Raw genomic sequence first — 23,260 nt, 5'->3', positions numbered from 1 at the left:
GCGAGACCGCCCATGAACAACCGTCGATTCGCAAGAACCGTAGGCTGGCTCGCGCTGCCCTGCGTCGTCGCCGCCGGCCTGCTGGCCTGGTATGTCAGCCGCCAACCCGCTACACCGTTTGAAGCGCCACAGGCAGCCAGTGCCGACCCGGCCCTGGTCAGTCGTGGCGAGTACGTCGCCCGCGTCAGCGACTGCGTGGCCTGCCACAGCCTGGCCGGCAAGGCACCGTTCGCCGGTGGCCTGGAAATGGCCACGCCGTTGGGAGCGCTTCACGCCACCAACATCACCCCGGACCGCACCCACGGGATCGGCACTTACAGCCTGGCCGATTTTGATCGCGCAGTGCGTCACGGCGTGGCACCGGGCGGCCGCCGGCTCTATCCGGCCATGCCCTATCCGTCGTATGCCAAGCTCAGCGACGACGATATCCAGGCGCTGTACGCGTTTTTCATGAAAGGCGTGCAACCGGCCAACCAGCCGAATATCCCCAGCGATATTCCCTGGCCGCTGAACATGCGCTGGCCCATCGCCCTGTGGAACGGCGTGTTTGCACCGACCGCCACCTACGCCGCCAACCCCAACCAGGATGCGCTGTGGAATCGCGGCGCCTATATCGTCCAAGGCCCAGGCCACTGCGGCAGTTGCCACACACCGCGTGGCCTGGCGTTCAACGAAAAGGCTTTGGATGAATCCGGCAAGCCGTTCCTCGCCGGCGCCCTGCTCGATGGCTGGTACGCACCCAGCCTGCGCCAGGACCCCAACAGCGGTTTGGGTCGCTGGAGCGAGCCGCAGATCGTGCAGTTCCTCAAGACCGGCCGCAACCAGCACGCGGTGGTCTATGGCTCGATGACCGAGGCGTTCAACAACTCCACGCAGTTCATGACCGACGACGACCTGGCCGCCATCGCCCGCTACCTCAAGTCGCTGCCCGGCGACCCGCAGCGCGACGGCACGCCTTGGCAGTACGTAACCGCCGCCGTGCGCCAGGACGTCCCCGGCGCCCACACCTACGCCACCCGCTGCGCCTCGTGCCATGGCGCAGACGGCAAAGGCCAGCCCGAGTGGATGCCACCTCTCGCGGGCGCCACTTCGGCCTTGGTCAAGGAGACGGCGTCAGCGATCAACATCACCCTCAATGGCGCACAACGCGTGGTCGCCGCTGGCGTGCCGGATGCCTACCGCATGCCGGCGTTTCGCGAGCAATTGTCCGACCAGGAAATCGCCGAGGTGCTGACGTTTGTGCGCAGTACTTGGGGTAACCAGGGCGGCGCGGTGGACGCCAAGGCGGTGGGCAAACTACGCGGGCATACAGACCCGGCAAGCAGCAGCCCGATTATTTTGCATATGCGTTGAAGGTCGCTCTTGCGACCCTTTCCACGGCGTGGTCATTAACCTGAGCATGCCGCGGAATAAAGGGCAATGTGCACAAACTTGGTATTGACCCGGCCCCGTGCATGCTGACCTATCTGACTACTCGCCGGTTCAAGTTCGCCTATTCTGACAATCAAAAAAGAATCCTTCTACGCAACGGATTGGCCATTACGCGCGCAAATATGTTGGCAATTTCAGCAAGATCGAGACCCAACTGACCGAGCGGAACATGGCAAATTCACACTGCCGCTATTTATAGCTGGCCATCTTCCTGACTGACGGTTTCTTCAACTGCTTTTTAATACATATAAAGTATGCATAATGAAGAGATTCAGGATTCAATACGATGAGGCAAAAAACATCGCAAATCAGCAAAAGCACAAGGGCATAACCCTGGCCGACGCAGAACCGGTGTTCAACGATGAGATGGCCCTGACCATACAAGACCCCGATCACGATGAAGAGCGCTGGGTGACCATGGGCAGCGACGCGAGGGGACGAATTCTGGTAGTGACGTACACTTATCGCGATCCAAATTTCGTACGCGTTATCAGCGCCAGGCTCGCATCAAGAAATGAACGGCGTCGTTATCTGGAGGCTTGAACAATGAAAGACGAATACGATTTCACCCACGGCAAACGTGGTGCTGTCGCCAGCAACAAGGGCAAGACCCGCATCACCATCATGCTTGACGACGCGGTAATCGAAGCCGCCCGTGAACGCGCCGAAAGCGCCGGTACGGGCTATCAGACCGTGATCAACAATCTGTTGCGTCAGGCGTTGATTTCGCAACAAGCACACAATCTGGCTCCCGCCCCCAAGAAGCGGGCTAAAACCCTGCACGTTATCAACAATGGCATCAGCCTCTCTGAGGTTGAAGCGCTTGAACAGCAGCTCATCGCTGTCGCTGGCGAGCTGAATCGAGTGCTGGGAACATCCAGATAGGTCGATTGACCAAGGCTTATACCGAGGTCGACCAGGGCATACCTGGCGGTCAAAGCGCCTCAGGCAGAAAAAGCCCGCGTGAACTCCGCGGGGTTGGTGTGTGCCGGTGCGGTTGCTGACGGGCTAGCTGTGCCTGAAGCTGTGCGACGGCATCCAATACCCGCTGCGCCCACTGCTCATCCTGGGGGTCTACCACGACTACGCGAAAACCGTGGTCCTGGCCTTCACTGTGCACGCCTTCGGAGTCATCCACGTGCAGGTCGATGTCGAAGGCCGGTGGGAATTTCGACGGTGCGTTCGACAGCCCGTGCGCTGTCAGCGCCTGGTTGTGCAGCACGCTGTTGACCACGCCGTCGACGCGGATGCCGTACAGCATCAGCCAGCGCCGGATATAGGACGGCGTACGCCCGGACGAGGTGTAGACCCAGACGCTGCAACCCTGGCGGCGCAGTTCGCGGGTCAGGGAGCGTGTGCCGATGCGCAGCGGCTCACCCAGCCAGCGGTGCACGCAGGCTGGCAGCCGGCTCGGCTCGACGTCGCAGTGGTGGAGCTGGCAGGCCAGGGTGTCGTCTATGTCGAATGAAATACGGATGCGCGGGCGCTTGAGCAACTGCGTCGGGAGGAGGCGCTGCATGGCCTGCCCTGCCCTGGCGAACAGCCGAGAACCGCTCATCAATGGCCCCCTTGATAGGCGGGCAAGGGCGTGTCCTGGAGAAAAAACCTCATTGGATCCGGTGCCTGTTCTTCCAGGAAGGCGGCGTATTTTTTCTTGATCTTGGGCAATTCGTACAACGCCTTGACTCCATGTTTGGCTGAGTTGCGGATGACCGACGAAGGGTTGAAGTAACCCTCGGCGTTCTCCAGCGACAGCACGAACGGCGGCAAACCCGCACGCATCAGCAGATAGCTGACGATCAGCGAGCCGCTGCGGTGGTTGCCTTCAATAAACAACTGCGGCTTGCTGAGGATGCGCACATACACCCCGGCTGCGCGCTTCCACACCGATTCACTGCGATACGCGCAGTACCAGTTGTACAAGTCCTTGATGCCGCCCTCGACGTTGTTGAAGAAGTGTTCTTCGGTCGCCGCCAGGTGCTGGGCGTATTCCAGGCGACGGCTCGGGTCGCTGCCACAGAGTACGGTGGCGTTGATCTCCAGCATCAGGTTCAGTTGCTGAAGGTCAAACAGGTCGACGCCCCGCGCCACATAATCGTCAATCAGCGCATAGCCTTCAAGCACGTTGTGCAGCACTTCGTCAGTCAATGGGTCGCGTGGCTCGGTGAAGTCCTGGCTGAGCGCGGCAAAGCGCTGCTGCACCTCACGCAGTGCGCGTTCAATCGCAGGCAGATCAAGGCGTCGCGTTGCAGGCATCAGCTGAACTTACCCGTGATGTAGTCCCCGGTCATTTGCTCGCGCGGGTTCTCGAAAATCTGCGCCGTTGGGCCCATCTCAACCAGATAGCCGGTGCGCGTGCCCTGGGAAATATCCACCGAGAAAAACGCCGTGGTGTCGGCCACACGGATGGCCTGCTGCATGTTGTGGGTCACCAGGGCGATGGTGTAGTCCTTCTTCAGCTCGACCATCAACTCTTCGACCCGGCGCGTGGCAATCGGGTCAAGCGCCGAGCACGGTTCGTCGAGCAACAGCACTTCCGGCTCGGTGGCGATGGCGCGGGCAATGCACAAGCGCTGCTGCTGGCCACCGGACAGCGACAGGCCGCTGACCTTGAGCTTGTCCTTGACCTCATCCCACAGCGCGGCGCCTTGCAGGGCGTGCTTGACGCGGTCGCCCAGGTCGCCTTTGTAGCGGTTCAGGCGCAGGCCAAAGGCCACGTTATCGAAGATGCTCATGGAGAACGGGTTCGGCTGCTGGAACACCATGCCGATATAGCGGCGCACCACCACCGGGTCCACGCCCTTGCCGTAGACGTCCTGCCCGAGGAAGTGCACATGGCCCTCGAAGCGGAAGCCTTTGACCAGGTCGTTCATACGGTTGAGGCTGCGCAGCACGGTACTTTTACCGCAGCCGGACGGCCCGATGAAGCCGGTGATCTTGTTCTTTTCGATCGGCACATGGCTGTCACGCACAGCCATGAAGTTGCCGTAGAAGATCTTGTCCAGCTTGCAGTCCATGACCACAGGCGCCTGGGTGACAAACGGAGCGGCTATTTGCGCAGTTGATACGTTCAAGATTCAGGTGCTCCCGTTTTCAATACTTTGGCTTGCCGAAAATACGGCTCACGATGTTCACGACCAGCACGATCATTACCAGTACCAGCGACGCCGCCCAGGCGAGTTCAAGCTGGTTGTCGAAGGGCATGCCGGAGAAGTTGTAGATCAGCACGGCCAGCGAAGCCGTCGGGTTCATCACCGCCAGGCTGCCGTCGTGGTAGATCCAGTAGTTGCTGAACAGCGCGGTAAACAACAGCGGCGCGGTTTCGCCTGCGGCGCGGGCCACGGCGAGCATCACGCCGGTGAGGATGGCCGGCAGGCCGGTGGGCAGGACGATTTTCCAGATCACCTGGGAGCGGGTGCAGCCCATGCCGTAGGCGGCGTCCTTCATGATCTTGGGCACCATGCGCATCGACTCTTCAGCGGTCAGCACCACGATGGGCAGCATCAGCACCGCCAGCGCCACGCCACCGGCCGGAGCCGAGTAGGTGCCGGTGGTCATCACCACCAAGGCGTAGGCAAACACACCGGCCAGGATCGAAGGCAGGCCGGTGAGCATCTTCGCGGCGAAGCGCGCGGCGTTCGCCAGTTTGCTCTCCGGGCCCAGTTCGGCGAGGAAGATCGCCGCCATGATGCCAACCGGCACCGCAATGGCTGCGGCGATGCCAACCATCACGAAGGTACCGGCCATGGCGTTGCCGAAACCGCCGCCGGTCTCGAAACCGGTGGGCGGCAGTTCGGTGAATACTTCAAGGCTCAGGCGCGCCCCGCCGCGCATGATCAGCATGTAGAGCACGGAAATCAGCGGCACGCTGGCCAGCAGCGCGCCGGTCCACACCAGGGTCGTCAACACCAGGCTGCGCAGGGCACGGCCTTCGAACCGGCGTTGCAGGCTGGGCAGCGCACCGGCGGGAGACGTCAGGTCGGTTGCAGCAGAAAGATCAGTCATCACTTATTACCCCGTTGGGCGTACATCATGATCATGGAGCCGAAGATGTTGACGATCAGCGTGATCAACATCAGCACCAGTGCGGCGTACATCAGCACCTCGATCTCGTTCGGCCCGGCTTCGGGGAAGTTCAGCGCCAGCAACGCCGCCAGGGTGTTGGCCGGCGCGAACAGCGAAAGCGAGATGTTGTTGGCGTTGCCCACCAGCATGGCCAGCGCCATGGTTTCACCGAGGGCGCGGCCCAGGCCCAACACCAGGGAACCGAAGATGCCGGTAGCGGCGGACGGCACCATCACTTTGAGAATCGCTTCCCAGTGGGTGGTGCCCATGCCGTAGGCGGCCTGCTTGGTTTTCATGGGGACGGCGGTGAGGGCGTCCTGGGACACGGCCGCGATGGTCGGCAGAATCATGATCGCCAGCACCAGCGCGGCTGGGAGCAGCCCCGGCCCGCTCAACGAGGTGCCGAAAAAAGGGATCCAGCCCAGTTCGCTGTTCAACCATGCGGTCAGCGGCCGAATCGCCGGGATGACCACGTAAATGCCCCACAGGCCGTAAACGACGCTGGGGATGGCCGCGAGCAGTTCGACGATGGTACGAAACACCGCCGCCAGCTTCGCCGGCAAGAAATCCTGAGTGAGAAAAATCGCCATGCTGACGCCAAAAACACCGGCAATCAGCAACGCGATAAAGGCACTGTAGAGCGTGCCCCAGATGGCCGGCAGAATGCCGTACTTGCCTTGATTGACATCCCAGACGCTGCCGAACAGCACGTCAAAGCCGTGCTTCTCCATGCCTGGGAGGGCCTTGCGCCCCACTTCAAACACCAGCGCAAACACCAGCGCCAGCACCAGCACCACGCCTATCCGCGCAAGCGCACGGAAGGTGCGATCAACCAGGAAATCCTTCGTCGAAGGTGGCTGGCAGGCAGAGTCCGGGTTACCCGGTACGACAAACGGTGTGTTCATTGGCTGATTCCGGAACAGGGGGGTAACTCTCCCGGCGGGGCTCACAGCGCCCGCCAAGAGAGGCCACACGAGCGTTACTGAATGTTGGCGGACGCTTTGCGAACCTGATCAACCACCGATTGCGGCAGCGGGATATAGCCCATCGAGTCGGCGATTTTCTGCCCTTCGGTCAGGCTGTATTCGACCATGTCACGCATGGCCTTGGCCTTGGCCGGGTTGCCGTTGTCCTTGCGGAAGATCATCCAGGTGTAGGACGTGATCGGGTAGGACTTGGCACCGTCCGGATCCGGCAGCCAGGCCACCAGGCTTTCCGGCATCTTCACTGCGGCCAGCGCTTCGGCACCGCTTTCGGCGTTAGGGACCACGTACTTGCCGGCCTTGTTCTGCAGCTGGGCAAAGTTAACCTTGGCCAGTTTGGCGAAGCCGTATTCGATGTAGCCAATCGCGCCCGGAGTCTGGCGTACGGTGGCGGTCACACCGTCGTTCTTCGGCGATTTGATGAATTTGTCGCTGGCGGGCCAGTTAACGGTGTTGCCTTCACCCAGGTCCTTCTGGAACTGCGGATTGATGGCCGCCAAGTGCTTGGTGAATACCGCAGTGGTGCCGCTGGAGTCTGCACGCACGACCACGGTGATCGGCATATCCGGCAGCTTCAGGCCAGGGTTGGCGGCGACGATCTGCGGATCGCTCCACTTGGTGATCTTGCCCAGGAAGATGTTGGAGTACACATCGCGGGGCAACTTCAGCTCTTTGGGATTGCCTGGCAGGTTGAACGCCAGCACGATCTCGCCCGCGGTCATCGGCAGAAGCTGCACGCCTTCGGCGACCTTGGCGATGTCTTCATCTTTCATGGCCGAGTCACTGGCGGCGAAGTCCACGGTTTTGTTCAGGAAGTCCTGGACACCCGCCCCGCTCCCCTTGGATTGGTAGTCAACCGTGACACCAGCGGTCTTCTTGCTGAAATCCTTGAACCAGGTGAGGTAGATCGGCGCAGGGAAGCTGGCGCCAGAACCTGTCAGACGGACGTTTTCGGCAGCAAATACCGAGGTGGCACTGAGAGAAACCGCAACGGCGAGTGCAGCAGACTTCATCAGACGTTTCATTCAGGGAAATCCTTGTGATTACGGGCTCCCGGAACTTTGCAGCAGCATTGTTACGCTTTTATGAAAATTGAATGGCAAACCGCTATTTCGTCCCTCATTTCCGCCACAGCCAACTATTTAGTTAGAGGTCAGTGGCGCCGATAACTTTTCTGTCCGGAGGGCGTAAGGCAGAACACCCCGCCCCGTGGCCCGGTGCAGTAAGTACCGCTACCGCAGCTGCAGCTCTCTGAACGACCTTGCAGCGGTTGCACAGCGGGGCGTGCCAAGCGGTTGCCGGTATAGGCGGTGCAACTTCTTTTCGAGGCGCTGATGGAGCCGTCGTTGCAGAGGAAGACATCGCCATCACACCCGGCAATGCCCCCCTTGCGACCGGAGCAAGGGGTATTGGCCGCCAGGGCGGACAGGCTCGACAGCATCAACACGAGGCCCAGGACAAGTACGCGGATATGGCCAGGAAGCATAAGGAATACTCGAGATAAGTGGCCCAATGCTATCAATCTTTATAAGTAACTGCTGGCTAATGTCACACAACCCTGTAGTGAGCGGGCTTGCCCCGCGCTGGGCTGCGCAGCAGCCCCAACAAGGCCACCGCAGAGTGCCAGAATTAAGCGAGGTGAAGGTTTTGGGGCTGCTACGCAGCCCAGCGCGGGGCAAGCCCGCTCACCACAAAAGCCGCTCACCACAAGAATATGGTGGTTCAGGGCGTCGGTTGCACGTCCTTGAAGACCACCCCTTGGCTACCGCTCACTTGCCACGGATTGGCGCCGCCGGTCTGGCTGAACACCACGTGCTCGAAGCGTGAGTCTTTCAACCCATCGATACGCGCCTTGGCCGCGCCGCTGAAATGCACGCGCTCAAACACCAAGCCCTCATGGTAGGCGCTGTGCGCAGCATCGCCCTTGACTTCGATCGCCGCGCCTTGGGCGTTTTCCACGCTGACATCGCTCACGCGGATGTCCTTGAACTGCCCGGCAATTGTTGAGCGCTCGTAGTCGAGTTTGGCGTTGGGGTCGTTGTAGTCAAGGGTGAAGATGAAGGCCTGCTTGACCGTGTTGCGAATCGCCGAATCACGGAAGGTGACGTTGCGCGCACCACCGCCCATGAAGTTGGTGCTTTTCATGCGCAGCCCGGCGTCGGTGCCGTCGGAGACGTTGTCTTCAGCCAGGATGTTCTGGATCCATGCGCCTGTATGACTGCCAGCCACCACCATGCCGTGGCCCTTGCGGAAGTAGTTGTTGAAAATCCACGCATCTTCCTGAGGCGGCTGGTGCACGGCATTCGCACCGGTGCCGGCGGCGAAGTTGACGCAGTCGTCGCCGGTGTCGAAGAAGTTGTTGAAGACCATCGCGCCCTTGCTGTTGGCGAATTCGATGCCGTCGCCGTTGTTGGCGTCGTAGGTCTTGTGGGTGGTGTTGGCCAGCACCACGTTTTCAGTCTCCAGGTTCATGATGCCGTGGAACGCCGGGTTGAGTACGGTGAAGCCGCCGTAGAACACGTTCTTGACGTTGCGCAGGGTAATCAACGAGGAACGCATCTGCCCATAGGCGTCCTTGACGTTCATGCCCCGTGCCACAGCTTGCTCGACCTGGGCCTTGGCGAGGATGCCGTCCTGGGCATAGCGGGTGTTGTCGCTGGGCAGGTAGAACGGCAGCGCCTGGCCGCGCTCGTCGATGACGTCGGCGTTGCGCTTCCAGCCGTTGCCGTCGAGGGTGCCCTTGCCGACGATGCGGATGTTTTCGAACGTTTGATGCTGGCGCGGATCGCGGGGCAACGCGTTGATCAGCGAGGCTGGGCGCACGGTGGTGGAATACGGGTACTGGATATAACCGGCCAACGGGTAATCTTCAGCGCGTTCGGAACCGAGCAGGGTCGCGCCTTCGGCGATCTCCAGGGTCATGTTGCTCTTGAGGTAGAGCGCGCCGCTTTTATAGGTACCTTTGGGCAGCAGGACTTTGCAGCCTGGGGTGCAGGCATCAATGGCGTTCTGGATCGCCTGGGTATCAAGGTGGCTGCCGTCGCCTTTGGCGCCGTATTTTTTCACGTCAAACAGTGCCGCAACCTGGGTGGTGCGTTGCTGTACGGGGGCGCTGTCTGCCGACTCCTTGCCGTTTGCGTCCACCGAACGCACGGTGAAACGGTAGGCCGTGTCGGGCTTCAAGCCTTGGGCGGTGTAGCTGTGAATGCCGATGCGATGGTGGAAGTTGGCCGTGTCCTGGCGGTAGAACTGGTCGATATAGGGCTTGGCCGGTGACACCTGATCGTTGTTGGCGTTGGCACTGCCCAACAACACGCCGTTGGCGTACACGTGGTAATCCTGGATGCCGCCATGATCGGCAGGCTTCTCCCAGACCAGGATGATCTGCTGATCGTCATAGGCCAGGGTGGGTACTTGCAGTTTTGACGGTGCTTGCAGCGCCCAGGACAGCGGGCTGCAACCGAGGGCGATAAGGGCAAGCGCGCAATGCGCTGAGGGTTTATACGGCATGTTGTTCTCCTTGTTTTTGCCGGTATTCACGTTGAAGGGCTGCATCTGTTGCGTGGAAGCTTCGAGGTATTGGCTGCGATTGAGGAAGGTTGAATCTATTCCCCCAGCAATCCCCGTAGGAGCTGTCGAGCTTTAGCGAGGCTGCGATGCAGGCGACTCGGTTTTGCCGACACACCGCAGCGATCCCATCGCAGCCTCGCTGGGGCTCGACAGCTCCTAAATTGGAGGTTCGTACGCGCCTTACTGGGCGCCGAGGGCCTCGATCAGCACCGCCAGTTGCTCCACTTCATCGGGCAGCAAGTCGGTCAGCGGCGCACGTACCGGGCCGGCGTCATGGCCAACCAAACGCGCACCGGCCTTGACGATGCTCACGCCATAACCTTCACAGCGGTTGCGAATCGCCAGGTACGGCAGGAAAAAATCATCAATCAAACGGCCCACGGTCGCGTGGTCGTCGGCAGCCACGGCGCGGTAGAAGTCCATCGCGGTTTTCGGGATGAAGTTGAACACCGCCGAGGAATAGACCGGCACGCCGAGGGCTTTGTAGGCAGCGGCGTAGACTTCGGCAGTCGGCAGGCCGCCGAGGTAGGTCAGGCGGTCGCCCAGGCGACGGCGGATGCTGACCATGGATTCGACCTCACCAATGCCATCCTTGAAGCCGATCAGGTTCGGGCAGCGCTCGGCCAGCTGTTCCAGGCTGTCGGCGTTGAGGCGGCACAGGTTGCGGTTGTACACCACCACGCCGAAATCCACCGAGTTGCACACTTGCTCAACGTGCGCCACCAAGCCCTTCTGGCTGGCTTCGGTGAGGTAATGGGGCATCAGCAAAATACCCGCGGCGCCCAGGCGCTCGGCTTCCTGGGCGTAAGCGATGGCTTGGCGCGTCGGGCCACCGGCACCGGCGAGGATTGGCACCTGACCTTTGCAGGTGTCCACGGCAGTCTTGATGATCTGCGTGTATTCCTTGGACTCCAGGGAGAAGAATTCCCCGGTGCCCCCTGCCGCGAACAACGCACTGGCGCCATAAGGCGCCAGCCATTCCAGGCGGCGAGCGTAGGTGTCGGCGCGGAAGTCGCCGGCGGCATCAAAGTCAGTGACCGGGAACGAGAGCAAGCCGGAAGACAGGACTGTTTTTAGTTCTTGTGGCGTCATGTTCGCAAACCTTTATTCGAAATTTGAATGGAATACCTTAAGAGGTACGTCATCGTACAACTACAAAAATAGTAATGCTACCCTCTAAACGCCCTTCATGGTTAAAATGCCATTAAACCCAATGAAATAAGCATTTATTCACACCAATAAATAAATCAACTAAAGCCAAGTCATACGATGACTAGTGCTTTTAGCCCACACGTCGCCGCTCGGACTCCTGACTGAAGTCACGGCTGGCCTGCACCAGCATGCGCGTGTAATCGTGCTCCGCCTGGTCCTGGCTCAGGGCCTGACAGTCGAGCAGTTCGACGATCTTGCCGTGCTGCATCACCGCCACCCGGTCGCACAAGTGAGTCACCACGCCCAGGTCATGGGTCACCAACAAGTAGGTGAGTTTCTCGCGCTGACGCAGGTCCGCCAGCAGGTTGAGAATCTCGGCCTGGACCGACACATCCAGCGCCGAGGTCGGTTCATCCAGCAACAGCACCCGTGGCTCCAGGATCAAGGCCCGCGCAATTGCCACGCGCTGGCGCTGCCCGCCGGACAGTTGGTGCGGGTAGCGAAAGCGGAAACTGTCGTTCAGGCCAACCTTGAGCAGGATCTCGTTGATGCGGTCGTCCTTGTCCCCTACCCCGTGGATAATCAGCGGCTCGCGCAATGCGGTGTCGATGGTGTGTCGAGGGTGCAAGGAGCCGTAAGGATCCTGGAAGACCATTTGCACCTTGCGAAAGTGCTCCTTGGAAATTTTGTGATGCAACGGCGCGCCGGCAATGCTCAGCTCGCCGTTCCAGTGCCGGTATTGCCCGGCCAGGCAGCGCAGCACGGTGGTCTTGCCCGAGCCGGACTCCCCCACCAGGCCGAACGATTCTCCGTCGGCAACACTCAGGCTCACATCGTGCAGCACTTGGTTGATGGCAGCGCCTGTGCCGAAGCTCAGGTTCAAGGCGTGCGCTTGGATCATGGGCATGGTCGGGTTCCTTATTGGGTCAGCCAGAGAGGATCGCGCTTGAGCACCGGCAGGTGCGCACGGCGGTTATCCATGCTCGGCAGCGCGGCCAGCAGGCCACGGGTGTAGGGGTGCTCGGCGTAGTGCAGGTCACAGGCGGCCAGGGATTCGACGACGCGCCCGGCATACATCACCAGCACGCGGTCGCAGTAGTTGCGCACCAGGTTGAGGTCGTGGCTGACGAAGATCAGCCCCATCTGCTGCTGGTCCACCAACTCTTCCAGCACGTTGAGCACTTGTTGGCGCACCGAGACATCCAGGGCCGAGGTGGGCTCGTCGGCGATGATCACTTCCGGACGGGTGATCACCATCATCGCGATCATGATGCGCTGCCCCATGCCGCCGGAGACTTCGTGGGGGTACAGGTTATAGACGCGCTGCGGGTCGCGGATGTGCACCTGCTCCAGCATCTGCAGCACGCGCTCGCGGGCATCGCTGCGGCTGGCCTTGTGGTGAGCCAGGTAGGCTTCGGCGATCTGGTCGCCGACCTTGACCACTGGGTTCAGCGAATACTTGGGGTCCTGCATGATCATCGAGATGCGCTGGCCGCGAATCTTCTGCATGGCTTTTTCACTGGCCGACAGCAGGTCGACCTCGCCAAACGCCATGGCCTTGGCGGTGATCCTGGCGCTGGGCGGATGCAGCTTGAGCAGGCTGCGGCCCACGGTGGATTTACCGGAGCCGGACTCACCGACAATCGCCAGTTTTTCACGGCCCAAGGTGAAGGACACATCGCGCACGGCGTGGGTTTCTTTCTGGCCACTGACGAAGCGCACGTTAAGCCCTTCGACATTCAGTTTGATGGCGGACATCAGGTGTTCCTCCGATTATTCGCTGCGCGGATCAAGGATGTCCCGCAGGCCATCGCCCAACAGGTTGAAAGCCAGGCTGACCAGCATGATCGCCGCCCCTGGCACCGCCACCAGCCACCAGCATTCGAGCATGTAGCGGCGGCCAGTGGAGATCATTGCGCCCCACTCCGGCAGCGGCGCCTGGGCGCCCAGGCCTAGAAAGCCCAGTGCCGCAGCGGTGAGGATGATCCCCGCCATGTTCATGGTCAGGCGGATGATCACCGAGGACAGGCACATCGGCACGATATGGCGCAGGATAATCCGCGCCGGCGAGGCGCCTTGCAGCTCCACCGCGACGACGAAATCAGCGTTACGCAAGGACAGGGTTTCAGCCCGCGCCAGCCGCGCAATCGGTGGCCAGGAGGTCAAGGCTATCGCCACCACCGCATGTTCCAGGCCAGGGCCGAGCGCCGCGATAAAGGCCAGGGCCAGGACCAGGCTGGGGAAGGAGATGAAGATGTCGGTCAGGCGCATGAACACGGTGTCGACCGCGCCACCGAAGTAGCCCGATACGGTGCCGATAAACAACCCGATCGGCCCCACAATCACCGTCACCAGACCGATGATGTACAGCGTGATCCGCGAGCCGTAGACCAGCCGGCTGAAGATGTCCCGGCCATATTCATCGGTGCCGAACCAATGCGCCGAGCCCGGTGCCTGCAAGGCATTGGCAAGATTCTGCGCCACCGGATCGTGGGTGGCGATCCACGGCGCAAAGGCCGCGACGACCACCAACAGCAGCGCCACCAGCAGGCCTGCCAGGGTCATGGGGTTGCGCAACAGGTGACGCAACACCCGCAGGCCACTCTTGCAAAAAGCATCGAAGCTGGAGCCTGGCGAGCGATCCACCGGGCGCTTCGTCGCCGATTCGATGGAAGACAGATTGGCATTCATAAGCATCTTCTCTGTGTGAATTCTGGAAGCACTCAACGCTGCTTGTAGACACCCAGGTAACGGGTGGCCTCGGCATCGTCACCGGTGAAACCCTTGACGTCGGCAGCGCTGACCACGGTGTCGGTCATCTGCGAAATCATCAGGATCGGCCCCACTTGCTGGTCGTAGAGGTTCTGCGCCTGGTGGTACAGGCTGACCCGCTGCGCCGAATCACGCGTCACGCCAGCCTGGTCGATCAGGCTGTTGATCTGCGGGTTGAAAAACGAAGCGCGCCAGCCCTGGAAGTTCGGCAGGCCGGCGTCATCGCTGTTGTTGGGGTTGTAGGCAAAGGTGCGCAGGCTGAAATACGGGTGCGGGTAACGCTCGGCGCCACGGGCCACGATGATCTCGAAATTGCGCGCGCGCATCGCGCCGTACACCTGGTTGCCGGTACCGGTGACGATACTGGCCTTGATCCCGCCTTCGGCCAGCGTGGCTTGCAAGCGCGCAGCGATATCAATGAACGGCGGCTCCGACAGCGTGCGAATGGTGGTGTTGAAGCCCTCGGGGTAACCGGCCTCTGCCAGCAGGGCTTTCGCCTTGGCCACGTCCATGTGATAGCCGGGATCCGGCAGCCGCGCTTCCAGGCCCAACTGCATCGGCTGCTGGTTGAGCTTGCCGTAATACGGCATCACTTGTTGGTCCAGGCCTTTGTAGTCGATCAGGTTGCGCACCGCTTCGCGCACCTTGGGCTTGGCGAATTCCGGCTGCTTCATGCTCATGGCGACGTAGTACATGGTGCCGCGTGGCAGCGACTGCACCTGGATCTTGTCCGAGCCGTCGATGGCGCGAATGTCCGGTGCGGCCATGCCGTAGGCCAGATCCAGATCGCCGCGTTCGAGCATCAGGCGCAGGGACTGGGATTCGGTCATGTGCCGCACCACCACGCGCTTGAGCTTGGCCGCGCCGCCCCAGTAGCCATCGAAACGGGTCAGCAGCAGCGAGTCGTTGGCGCTCCACTTGGTCAGCACGAAGGGGCCGCTGCCCGCCTCGTTCGTCACCAGCCAACCGGCGCCGAGGTCACCGCTTTTTTCATGGGCCAGGGCGGTCTTGCGGTCCACGATCACGGCACTGGGCGAGATCGCCAGGGAGTCCACCAACAACAAGGGGTCCATGGTCTGCGGCAGGTCGACCACCAGGGTGTGGGCATCCGTGGCGCGGATCAGCGCCTGAATGTTGTCGACGCTGTAGCCGTAGGCTTTCCAGGTGGTCGCCAGGCCGAAGTTGAGCTTCATCACGCGGTACAGCGACCACGCCACATCTTCGGCGGTCAGCGGGTTGCCCGAATGGAATTTCACGTCCTGGCGCAGATGAAACGTCACCTGCTTGCCGTCCTCGCTGATGTCCCAGCGTTCGGCCAGTTGCGGCAGGTGTTTTTCCGGGTTGCCCTGGTCACGCTTGATCAGCGTGTCGTAAAGGTTGGCATTGACGCCGGACGCATCCAGGCCGGGCGCGTTGGCCGGGTCGATGGAGAACAGGTTGACCATGCTCATGCCGACGATCAGTTGATCGGCCGGGGTCTTGGCGCTGGCCAGGGTCATCGGGCCGAGGGCGAGGATGGCGGTCAGCAGGCCGAGGTGCAGTTTCGAAAATACAGTCGTCATTAAAGAATCCTTCTTTTTATAGTTTTTTTGCGTAGCGCCTTAACGAGTGCGCGGATCGAACACCTTGTACAAGGCATCGCTGATCAGGTTGAGCGCGACGAAAATCAGGCCGATCACTAGCACGCAGCCCATCACCGCGTTCATGTCACCGAGCATCAGGCTGCTGGTGAGGTATTGGCCGAACCCCGGCCAGGCGAACACGGTTTCGATCAGCACCGCACCTTCGAGCAGCGAGCCGTAGGCCAGCGCAACCACGGTGAGCAACTGCACGAGGATGTTGCGAAATGCATGCCCCCACACCACTTGGCGCCGGGACAAACCCTTGACCCGTGCCGTGATGATGTACTCCTGGGACAACTGCTCCAGCATGAAACTGCGGGTCATGCGGCTGATGTACGCCACCGAGTTCAGGCCCAGGATCAGCGCCGGTAACACGATATGCCGCAGAGCGCTGGCGAAGGCATCCCAGTCGCGGGCGAGTGAGGTGTCGATCAGCAACAGGCCGGTAACCTCGGGCACCATGCCGTCGTAGGCCAGGTCGATGCGCCCCGCGCCGCCAGCCCAGCCGAGCCAGGCGTAGAACACCAGCAGGCCCATCATGCCCAGCCAGAAAATCGGCGTGGAATAACCGAACAGGGTGATCACCCGCGCCACGTGGTCACCGAGCCGACCTTGATTGCTCGCCGCACACACGCCCAGCGGCAAGCCGATCAGCACGCCGAACAGGATCGCCAACGTGGCCAGTTCGATGGTCGCCGGGAACACGCGCAGGATGTCATCCAGCACTGGGTGGCCGGTGAGCAGCGCATTGCCGAAATCACCGTGGAGCAGGTCATTGAGGTAAAGGCCGAACTGGGTCCAGATCGGCTTGTCGAGGCCCATCGACCGGTACACCTGGTCGTAGGTGGAGCTGTCGGCGTCCGGCCCGACTACCGCCAGCACGGGGTCAAGCGGCATGACCCGGCCGATGATAAAGGTCAGCGCCAACAGGCCGAGCAGCGTCACCAACACGGTGCTGGCGCGCCGTAGGGTATTGGAAGCGCGAGCGCCCATGACAGAGGCAGTCATAACAAACATAGTGAGCTCCTGGTAAATCGATCAGCGCTTTTTGTAGACGTCTTTGTAGCGCGTGGTCGCAGCGGTATGGCCCTGGAAGTCGGCCACGTCGGTGTACACCACCACGGTGTCGGTCATCTGCGAGACCGGCAAAATGGCCCCGACCTGCTGATCGACCTGCGCCTGGATCTCGCGGTACTGCGTCAGCTGTTTGTCGGCATCCGGTTCAACTTCTGCATGCTCAATCAACTGGTTCAGTTCAGGGCTGTAGAACGAGGTGCGCCAGCCCTGGAAGTTGGTCAGTTTGGCTTCGTCGCGGTTATCCGGGTTGTACACCAGGGTGCGCAGGCTGGAATGGGGATGACGCTCCGCCCCGCCACCGCCGCGACCGACGATGATGTCGAAGGTGCGCTCGCGCATGGCGCCGTAGATCTGGTTACCGGTGCCGGTAATGATGCTGGCTTCGATACCGGCCTGGGCCAGGGTCGATTGCAGGTTGGAGGCAATGTTGATGAAGGGCGGTTCGGCCAGCACGCGAATGGTGGTCTTGAAGCCGTTCGGGTAACCGGCTTCAGCCAGCCAGGCCTTGGCCTGCTCGACGTTGAGTTTGTAGCCGGGATCCGGCAGGCGCGCCGCCAGACCCAACGGCATCGGCCGCTGGTTGATCACGCCGTAATGAGGCATGACCGTCTGGTTGATGCCCTGGTAATCGATCAGCGAACGCACGGCCTTGCGCACACGCGCATCGGCGAACATCGGCTGCTTCACACTCAGGGCCACGTAATACAAGGTGCCACGTTGCAGGGTCTGGGTGCGCACCTTGTCACTTTTTTGCAGGGCTTCGATGTCCGGCGCCGACATACCTTTGGCAATGTCCAGGTCGCCGCGCTCGATCATCAGGCGCAACGACTGCGACTCGGTCATGTTGCGCATCACGATGCGCTTGAGCTTGGCCGGGCCGCCCCAGTAACCGTCGAAGCGGGTCATCAGGATGACATCGTTGGCGCGCCAGTCATTGAGCACAAATGCACCGCTGCCGGCCGCGTGGGTCACCAGCCAGGCGGCGCCCATGTCGCTGCCTTTCTGGTGTTCGAGGACTTTTTTGCGGTCGAGGATGAACGCACTCGGCGAGGTCGCCAGGGTGTTGAGCACCAGCAGCGGATCGGTCGGCCGTGGCAGTTCGATCACGAACGTATTGGCATCCGTGGCGCGCATGTAGCGCTCGACGTTTTCGGCGGTGAACCCGTAGGCCTTCCAGGTGGAGGCCAGCGCGAGGTTGAGCTTGAGCACCCGGTGCAGCGACCAGGCGACGTCTTCGGCGCTCAAGTCATTGCCGGACTGGAACTTCACCCCACTGCGCAGGTTGAAGGTCAGGGTCTTGCGGTCTTCACTGACCTGCCAGCGCTCGGCCAGCGCTGGTACCAGGCGATCTGGCTGGGCGACGTCCTGCACCAGCAACATGTCATACAGGTTGGCGTTGATTTCCGACACGTCCAGGCCGGTGGCGGCCGCCGGGTCGAGGGACAGCAGATTGATCATGCTCATGCCGACGATCAGTTGATCGGCCGGGGTTTTGGCAAAGCTTGCAGGTACGGCGGTAACGGCCAGGGCGGCAACGAATACCCGCGCCCACAGCGAAGGGAATATGTTCATAGCGAGAGTGCCTTTTTTATATTTATAGGGCTCTCGGCCAGCTCAACGTATGCCGAACTGACCGTTTACACGTCAGAAGCTCTTGAGCGTATTGGTCTCGATGTAGTTGAAATTGATGTCTTCGCCCAGGCCCGGCGCGTCGGACAGGTGCACAAACCCATCGTTGTCCATCGGGTCCACCAGGCGATTGAGGTAGGCCGGTACTTCGTCGTAGTCCAGGTACGGGTGCAACAGGCCACGCTCATACCAGGTGCAGTTCTTGATCGCGCCGACCACCGCCAGGTTGGCAGCGCCGTTGCCGTGAATTTCGCAATCCATGCCAAACGATTCGGCCAGGTGCGCGACCTTCAGGCACGGCGCAATGCCGCCGACGCCCGCAACACCGGCACGCAAGATATCGCACACATCGTGCTTCACCCAACTGGCGCGGGCCAGGTGTTTGCCGGACAGGGTTTCCGGGCCAAGCACCGGAATATCCAGCTGCCCTGCGAGCCAGGCATAGGACTCGGCGGACTCTTCCATCATCGGTTCTTCGAACCAGGCGAAGTCGAGTTTCTCCAGCTCGCGACCGATGTACAGCGCCTCGGTGCGGCTGTACCAGTGGTAACCGTCGAGCATCAGCGCGATGTCCGGGCCAACCGCTTCACGCACGGCCGCGCAGGCTTTGACGTCGATGCGCGGGCTCGGCGCGAAGGACACCGGCGGCATCCAGGTGTGCAGCTTGATGGCCTTGTAGCCGCGCTGCACCAGGGTCTCGGCGAAGCGCCCGTAATCTTCGGGGGTAGCGAGGCCGCCCGGCAGCTCGTCGCCACACATGGTCGAGCCGTAGGCCGGCACCTTGTCGCGGAAACCACCAATCAACTTGTGCACCGGCACGCCGAGTTTGCGCCCTGCCCAATCCCACAGCGCCTGCTCAACCAGAGCCAAGGCGCGGTCGGTCAGTTGGCTGGCACTGCCACGCTGCCAATGGGCGAGGTCCTGCCAGATCTTTTCGCGATCAAAGGCGTTCTGCCCCACCAGCACTTTGCGCACGAACCCATCCAGCACATACGGGCGGATCAATTCAGGGGCGCCGAACGCAAAACCTTCCTGGCCGTCTTCAGTCTGGATGCGCAGCAAAGCCATCTGCGCCTGGGTGACATCACCGGGGTGGGCATGGCCGGCGCTGTCGACTGCGCGGCGGGTCGGGTAGGAAAACACCTGGACGTTGACTGCTGTGATTCTCATGGACGTCTTAAGCCTTCTTATTGGATTTGAGACAGGAATGTCGTCTGTTGCGACCGATCATAGGTCATCGTACAACACTTGAAAAGACCCAATAACCTGCCCCACCTCAACGTGAATTTCCCGCAAAACACCGTAAAACCCCTATTTTTAAAGACAACCAAGGAATAACAGCGGTTGCTGTAAAGACCTATTCATAGGGCACATATGTTTCAAAGTGTTTCAAAACGACCGATAACCGCTAGACGAGTCATCTTGTCGTACGATAACGTATATCGGCACCTTAGATGAGAGCCACACGCAACAACGCATCGCCGTAGCAACCGTCAAACGACCCTAACAAAAACAAAAAAAGAAGACCGTATGAACACCACCCTACGCACGCTCGTTACTGCCCTGGCCCTCGGCCTGCCGCTGTATGTCAGCGCTGACTCTGCCAGCATCAACTACCGCCACCAGTTCACTGAGGAAGACAGCGCCCACGCTGACCGAATCAAGCTCAACTACCGCCTGGACAGTGGCCTGGGTTTTGAAGCGGAAATGAAATACCGCACGGCCGGGGACCGTGAAGATGTGGCCTACGACAACATGGTCAACAACGGGCATGAGTTCACTGTGAGCTACAACTACAAGCTCAGCCCGCAATCGACGTTGACCCCGGCGTTCCAGATGGACAGCTCGAAGGACTCGACCACCTACAAGCTGGGTCTCAAGTACAACTACAAGATCAACGATGCCTTCTACGCCGCCACGCGCTATCGCCTGGACACCAAGAAACTGGACCGCGACCAGGTCAATGAAGACCTGCCTGACCACATCAAGGATGACCAGACCACCCATCGTTTCGAAGGCTGGCTCGGCTACACGCCGGCCAGTAAGTGGGCGTACGAATATCAGTTCATCTACTTCAAGACTGACTACATCCGCTACGACAACAAGAAGAGCGACTACGAACAGAACCTGATCGTCAAATACAAGCTCACCAAGGAATGGGCCCCATTCATGGAGATTGGTGATGTGAAGGTCAATTCCACCACTGAGGACCGCCAGGCGCGGTGGCGCCTGGGCATCCAATACAACTTCATGTAACGCCCCCTCCCCGCGACTTGCCTGGCGAACGCGCATCGCTCGCCAGGCAACGCCTATGCCTTCAGCGCTCAAAGGAAGACCTGACCATGACCACACAGCCCAAACCCTTCACCCGCATTCTGCTCACCGGCGCCGCCGGCGGCCTGGGGCAGATCCTGCGCGAAACCCTGCAGGCCCACGCCCACATCGTGCGCGCCTCGGACATCAGCGCCATGGCGCCCAGCGCGGGCGCACACGACGAAGTGATCCAGTGCAACCTGGCCGACAAGGCTGCCGTGGCGGCGCTGGTCGATGGCGTTGACGCGATCGTGCACCTGGGCGGGATTTCAGTGGAGCGGCCGTTCGAGGAGATTCTCGACGCCAATATTCGCGGCACCTTCCATATTTACGAGGCGGCGCGGCAACAGGGGGTCAAGCGGATTGTGTTCGCCAGCTCCAACCACGTCACCGGTTTTTACCCCCAGGACGTGGAACTGGATGTGCACGCACAGCGCCGCCCGGATGGTTACTACGCGCTCTCCAAGGCTTACGGCGAAGACCTGGCGGCGTTCTATTTCCATCGCTACGGGATTGAAACCGTGAGCTTGCGCATCGGCTCGTCGTTCCCCGAACCGCGTAACCGACGGATGCTGCACACCTGGCTGAGCTATGCGGACCTCGATCATCTGGTAGCGCGCGCCCTGCTGGCCAAGGACGTAGGGCACAGTGTGGTATATGGCGTTTCAGACAATAAGGAGCGCTGGTGGAGCAATCGGCATGCCGAGCACCTGGGCTTTGCGCCGCAGGACAGCTCGGAGCAGTTTCGCGCCAAGGTCGAGCAGCAACCGCAACCGGCGGCGGATGAACCCGGCGCCGGGCTTCAAGGCGGCGCGTTCACCGCAGCGGGGCCGTTCGACAATTCGGCGGCCGCCGCTTCATAGGCCCGGCGCATACGTTCGCGACTGTTGGACAGATGCAGGCGCATAGCGGCGCGAGCGGCGTCTGCGTCGCGGCGCAAAATGGCTTTGTAGATGTCCTCGTGCTCGCGGCTCAGACGCTCCAGGTAGGGCTCTTTATTGGCGTTGGCCAAGCGCTTTGAGTGCAAGCGTGTACGCGGCAGGATGTTGACCCCGAGGTGCAACATGATGTCGGTGAAATAGCGATTGCCGGTGGCCAACGCGATCTGCTGGTGAAACTGGAAGTCTGCCGTCACCGCGTAATCGGCACTCACCGCCCGCGAATTCAGCGCATCCAGTGAGTCGCGCATCACCTGCAATTGCTGGTCGGTGCGGCCCACACAGGCCAGGCCGGCCGCCTCCACTTCCAGGCAGATGCGCAGCTCCAGCACCGCCAGCACGTCCTGCAGGGTGACGATGGTGTCCGGGTCGATCCGAAACCCGCTGGGGCTGGGAATATCCTTCACAAACGTGCCGACGCCGTGCCGGGTTTCCACCAGGCCAGAAGCTTGCAGACGCGAGATGGCCTCACGCACCACGGTGCGACTCACGCCGTGTTCGGCCATCACTTCGGATTCGGTAGGCAGTTTGGTTGCGCGCGCAAGTTCCCCGGTGCAGATGCGCCGGGAAAGCTCGGTGACCAGTTCTTCAGCCAGGCTGCGGTGCCGGCGGCGAACGGTGGGCTGGACGTTCGGGTTGTCCATCAAGAACGGGTATCTCGGTTGGCGAATGAATGCCCATCATAGCGCATTCAGTTGTACGACAACCTTCCCTTTAGCCCGCCCCGTCTCCACATAGGCCAACGCCTCTGCTGTCGACTCAAACGCGAAGGTGCGGTCCACCACCGGCTTGATCGCACCCGACTCCACCAGTGCGGTGATCTCACGCAGTTGCTCGCCATTGGCCCGCATGAACACGAATGAGTAGCTGACCCCGCATTGACGCGCTTTGCGTCGAATGCCGTAGCTCAATAGACCCATGACGCGCTTCAAGACCCAGGACAAGCCTTGCTCCTGGGCAAACTGTGGTGTCGGCGGGCCAGCGATGGAAATGAGCCGTCCGCCGGGCTTGAGGACTTTGAGCGATTTCGCCAGTACGTCTGCGCCCAGGCTGTTGAGGACCACGTCATAGCCTTGCAGGACACTATCGAATGCCTGCTTCTGGTAATCGATGACCAGGTCCGCCCCCAAAGCCTTGACCCATTCGACATTGCGCGTACTGGTGGTCGTCGCCACAAACGCGCCCAAGTGCTTGGCTAGTTGAATCGCGATCGTGCCCACACCGCCCGAGCCTGCATGAATCAGCACCTTCTGGCCTTTTTTGAGCTGGGCGGTTTCCACCAGCACCTGCCACGCGGTCAAGCTGACCAGCGGCAGCGCTGCCGCCTGCGTCATGTCGAGGTTGCCGGGCTTGAATGCCAACGCATCTTCCCTCACGCAGACCCGCTCGGCGAAGGTGCCGATGCGCTCGTCATGAGGCCGCGCATAGACCTCGTCGCCCGGCTTGAAGCGCTTGACCTTGGCCCCTGTCCGCACGACCACACCCGCCAAGTCATTGCCCAGCACCAGCGGGAACCGATACGGCAGGATCAGCTTGAACTCGCCCTTTCTGATCTTGGCATCCAACAGGTTGATGCTGGCGGCATGCACCTGCACCAGCACCTCGTTATCCCGCACTTCAGGCTCGGGCAACTGGCCGATCCGACCAGGGTCTTTGTAGCGTTCGATGAAAAATGCCTTCATGGGATCAGCTCTGTACGGAGTAAGTC

General features: G+C 61.0%; 23 protein-coding genes. 5 read left to right on the top strand and 18 right to left on the bottom strand.

The features are described 5' to 3' along the window. The first annotated feature begins 12 nt into the window (after positions 1–12). The 3 genes from NDJ82_RS17480 to NDJ82_RS17470 all read left to right on the top strand — a co-directional run bounded on the left by NDJ82_RS17480 (position 13) and on the right by NDJ82_RS17470 (position 2,316). Positions 13–1,353, top strand: coding sequence for a cytochrome c (locus NDJ82_RS17480; RefSeq protein ID WP_250925951.1), 1,341 nt, complete (start codon positions 13–15; stop codon positions 1,351–1,353). A gap of 339 nt (positions 1,354–1,692) precedes the next feature. Beyond that, the gene (locus NDJ82_RS17475) at positions 1,693–1,974 is read left to right on the top strand and encodes a BrnT family toxin (protein WP_112194680.1); all 282 of its coding nucleotides are present in this window, start codon (positions 1,693–1,695) and stop codon (positions 1,972–1,974) included. 3 nt (positions 1,975–1,977) lie between these two features. Beyond that, the gene (locus NDJ82_RS17470; protein WP_250925950.1) at positions 1,978–2,316 is read left to right on the top strand and encodes a BrnA antitoxin family protein; all 339 of its coding nucleotides are present in this window, start codon (positions 1,978–1,980) and stop codon (positions 2,314–2,316) included. Positions 2,317–2,365: 49 nt separating this feature from the next. On the opposite strand, the gene NDJ82_RS17465 is transcribed toward NDJ82_RS17470, so the two are convergent. From NDJ82_RS17465 to NDJ82_RS17390, 16 genes are all read right to left on the bottom strand, one after another. Next, a complete protein-coding gene (locus tag NDJ82_RS17465; RefSeq protein WP_250925949.1) occupies positions 2,366–2,989 on the bottom strand; it encodes a hypothetical protein in 624 nt (207 codons plus the stop codon). Continuing rightward, entirely contained in the window at positions 2,989–3,687 is a 699-nt protein-coding gene (locus NDJ82_RS17460) for a hypothetical protein (RefSeq protein WP_112194676.1), read from the bottom strand. Before NDJ82_RS17460 ends, NDJ82_RS17465 begins: the two co-directional genes overlap by 1 nt. After that, on the bottom strand, positions 3,687–4,448 hold the full coding sequence (pstB, locus tag NDJ82_RS17455) for a phosphate ABC transporter ATP-binding protein PstB (protein WP_217284518.1): 762 nt from the start codon (positions 4,446–4,448) through the stop codon (positions 3,687–3,689). The genes NDJ82_RS17460 and pstB overlap by 1 nt, the downstream gene beginning before the upstream one ends. Before the next feature lie 76 nt (positions 4,449–4,524). Next, entirely contained in the window at positions 4,525–5,436 is a 912-nt protein-coding gene (gene pstA / locus NDJ82_RS17450) for a phosphate ABC transporter permease PstA (RefSeq protein ID WP_099584524.1), read from the bottom strand. Continuing rightward, positions 5,436–6,401 (bottom strand): phosphate ABC transporter permease subunit PstC, encoded by a 966-nt coding sequence (pstC, locus tag NDJ82_RS17445; RefSeq protein ID WP_099584523.1) that lies wholly within the window; start codon positions 6,399–6,401, stop codon positions 5,436–5,438. The genes pstA and pstC overlap by 1 nt, the downstream gene beginning before the upstream one ends. 74 nt (positions 6,402–6,475) lie before the next feature. After that, a complete protein-coding gene (gene pstS / locus NDJ82_RS17440) occupies positions 6,476–7,504 on the bottom strand; it encodes a phosphate ABC transporter substrate-binding protein PstS (protein WP_250925948.1) in 1,029 nt (342 codons plus the stop codon). Between the two features lie 128 nt (positions 7,505–7,632). Beyond that, complete coding sequence (locus NDJ82_RS17435; protein ID WP_371926573.1) at positions 7,633–7,920, bottom strand: YdcA family protein; 288 nt, start codon at positions 7,918–7,920, stop codon at positions 7,633–7,635. Between the two features lie 281 nt (positions 7,921–8,201). Beyond that, positions 8,202–9,989 (bottom strand): glycosyl hydrolase family 28 protein, encoded by a 1,788-nt coding sequence (locus NDJ82_RS17430; protein WP_250925947.1) that lies wholly within the window; start codon positions 9,987–9,989, stop codon positions 8,202–8,204. 240 nt (positions 9,990–10,229) lie between these two features. Next, entirely contained in the window at positions 10,230–11,141 is a 912-nt protein-coding gene (kdgD, locus tag NDJ82_RS17425) for a 5-dehydro-4-deoxyglucarate dehydratase (RefSeq protein WP_099584520.1), read from the bottom strand. Positions 11,142–11,331: 190 nt separating this feature from the next. Next, complete coding sequence (locus tag NDJ82_RS17420) at positions 11,332–12,108, bottom strand: ABC transporter ATP-binding protein (protein ID WP_112194674.1); 777 nt, start codon at positions 12,106–12,108, stop codon at positions 11,332–11,334. A gap of 11 nt (positions 12,109–12,119) precedes the next feature. Next, positions 12,120–12,959, bottom strand: coding sequence for an ABC transporter ATP-binding protein (locus NDJ82_RS17415; RefSeq protein ID WP_099584518.1), 840 nt, complete (start codon positions 12,957–12,959; stop codon positions 12,120–12,122). Positions 12,960–12,974: 15 nt separating this feature from the next. Further along, positions 12,975–13,892, bottom strand: coding sequence for an ABC transporter permease (locus NDJ82_RS17410; RefSeq protein ID WP_160385064.1), 918 nt, complete (start codon positions 13,890–13,892; stop codon positions 12,975–12,977). 32 nt (positions 13,893–13,924) lie between these two features. Continuing rightward, positions 13,925–15,535, bottom strand: a complete 1,611-nt coding sequence (locus tag NDJ82_RS17405; RefSeq protein WP_250925946.1) for an ABC transporter substrate-binding protein — start codon at positions 15,533–15,535, stop codon at positions 13,925–13,927. A 39-nt stretch (positions 15,536–15,574) separates the two neighbouring features. After that, positions 15,575–16,588 (bottom strand): ABC transporter permease, encoded by a 1,014-nt coding sequence (locus tag NDJ82_RS17400; protein ID WP_371929521.1) that lies wholly within the window; start codon positions 16,586–16,588, stop codon positions 15,575–15,577. 45 nt (positions 16,589–16,633) lie between these two features. Then, positions 16,634–18,244 carry an ABC transporter substrate-binding protein gene (locus NDJ82_RS17395; RefSeq protein ID WP_099584515.1) on the bottom strand — a complete coding sequence of 537 codons (1,611 nt, stop codon included), beginning with the start codon at positions 18,242–18,244 and terminating at the stop codon, positions 16,634–16,636. Between the two features lie 72 nt (positions 18,245–18,316). Further along, a complete protein-coding gene (locus tag NDJ82_RS17390) occupies positions 18,317–19,471 on the bottom strand; it encodes a mandelate racemase family protein (RefSeq protein ID WP_099584514.1) in 1,155 nt (384 codons plus the stop codon). Positions 19,472–19,831: 360 nt separating this feature from the next. Between NDJ82_RS17390 and NDJ82_RS17385 the strand changes: the two genes are divergently transcribed. Beyond that, positions 19,832–20,557, top strand: a complete 726-nt coding sequence (locus NDJ82_RS17385; protein ID WP_099584513.1) for an oligogalacturonate-specific porin KdgM family protein — start codon at positions 19,832–19,834, stop codon at positions 20,555–20,557. An 86-nt stretch (positions 20,558–20,643) separates the two neighbouring features. Further along, complete coding sequence (locus NDJ82_RS17380) at positions 20,644–21,477, top strand: NAD-dependent epimerase/dehydratase family protein (protein ID WP_250925945.1); 834 nt, start codon at positions 20,644–20,646, stop codon at positions 21,475–21,477. Here the strand turns inward: NDJ82_RS17380 and NDJ82_RS17375 are convergent. Both NDJ82_RS17375 and NDJ82_RS17370 read right to left on the bottom strand, forming a co-directional pair. Then, on the bottom strand, positions 21,417–22,196 hold the full coding sequence (locus NDJ82_RS17375; RefSeq protein WP_158878851.1) for a FadR/GntR family transcriptional regulator: 780 nt from the start codon (positions 22,194–22,196) through the stop codon (positions 21,417–21,419). The genes NDJ82_RS17380 and NDJ82_RS17375 overlap by 61 nt on opposite strands. Positions 22,197–22,232: 36 nt before the next feature. Further along, entirely contained in the window at positions 22,233–23,234 is a 1,002-nt protein-coding gene (locus NDJ82_RS17370; RefSeq protein ID WP_099584510.1) for an NADP-dependent oxidoreductase, read from the bottom strand. Positions 23,235–23,260: the final 26 nt, after the last annotated feature.

Source organism: Pseudomonas sp. SR18 (genome assembly GCF_023701505.1).
Taxonomy (GTDB): domain Bacteria; phylum Pseudomonadota; class Gammaproteobacteria; order Pseudomonadales; family Pseudomonadaceae; genus Aquipseudomonas; species Aquipseudomonas cyclaminis.
The sequence above is the reverse complement of the archived record's forward strand: the minus strand, read 5'-3'. Positions and strand labels throughout refer to the sequence as shown.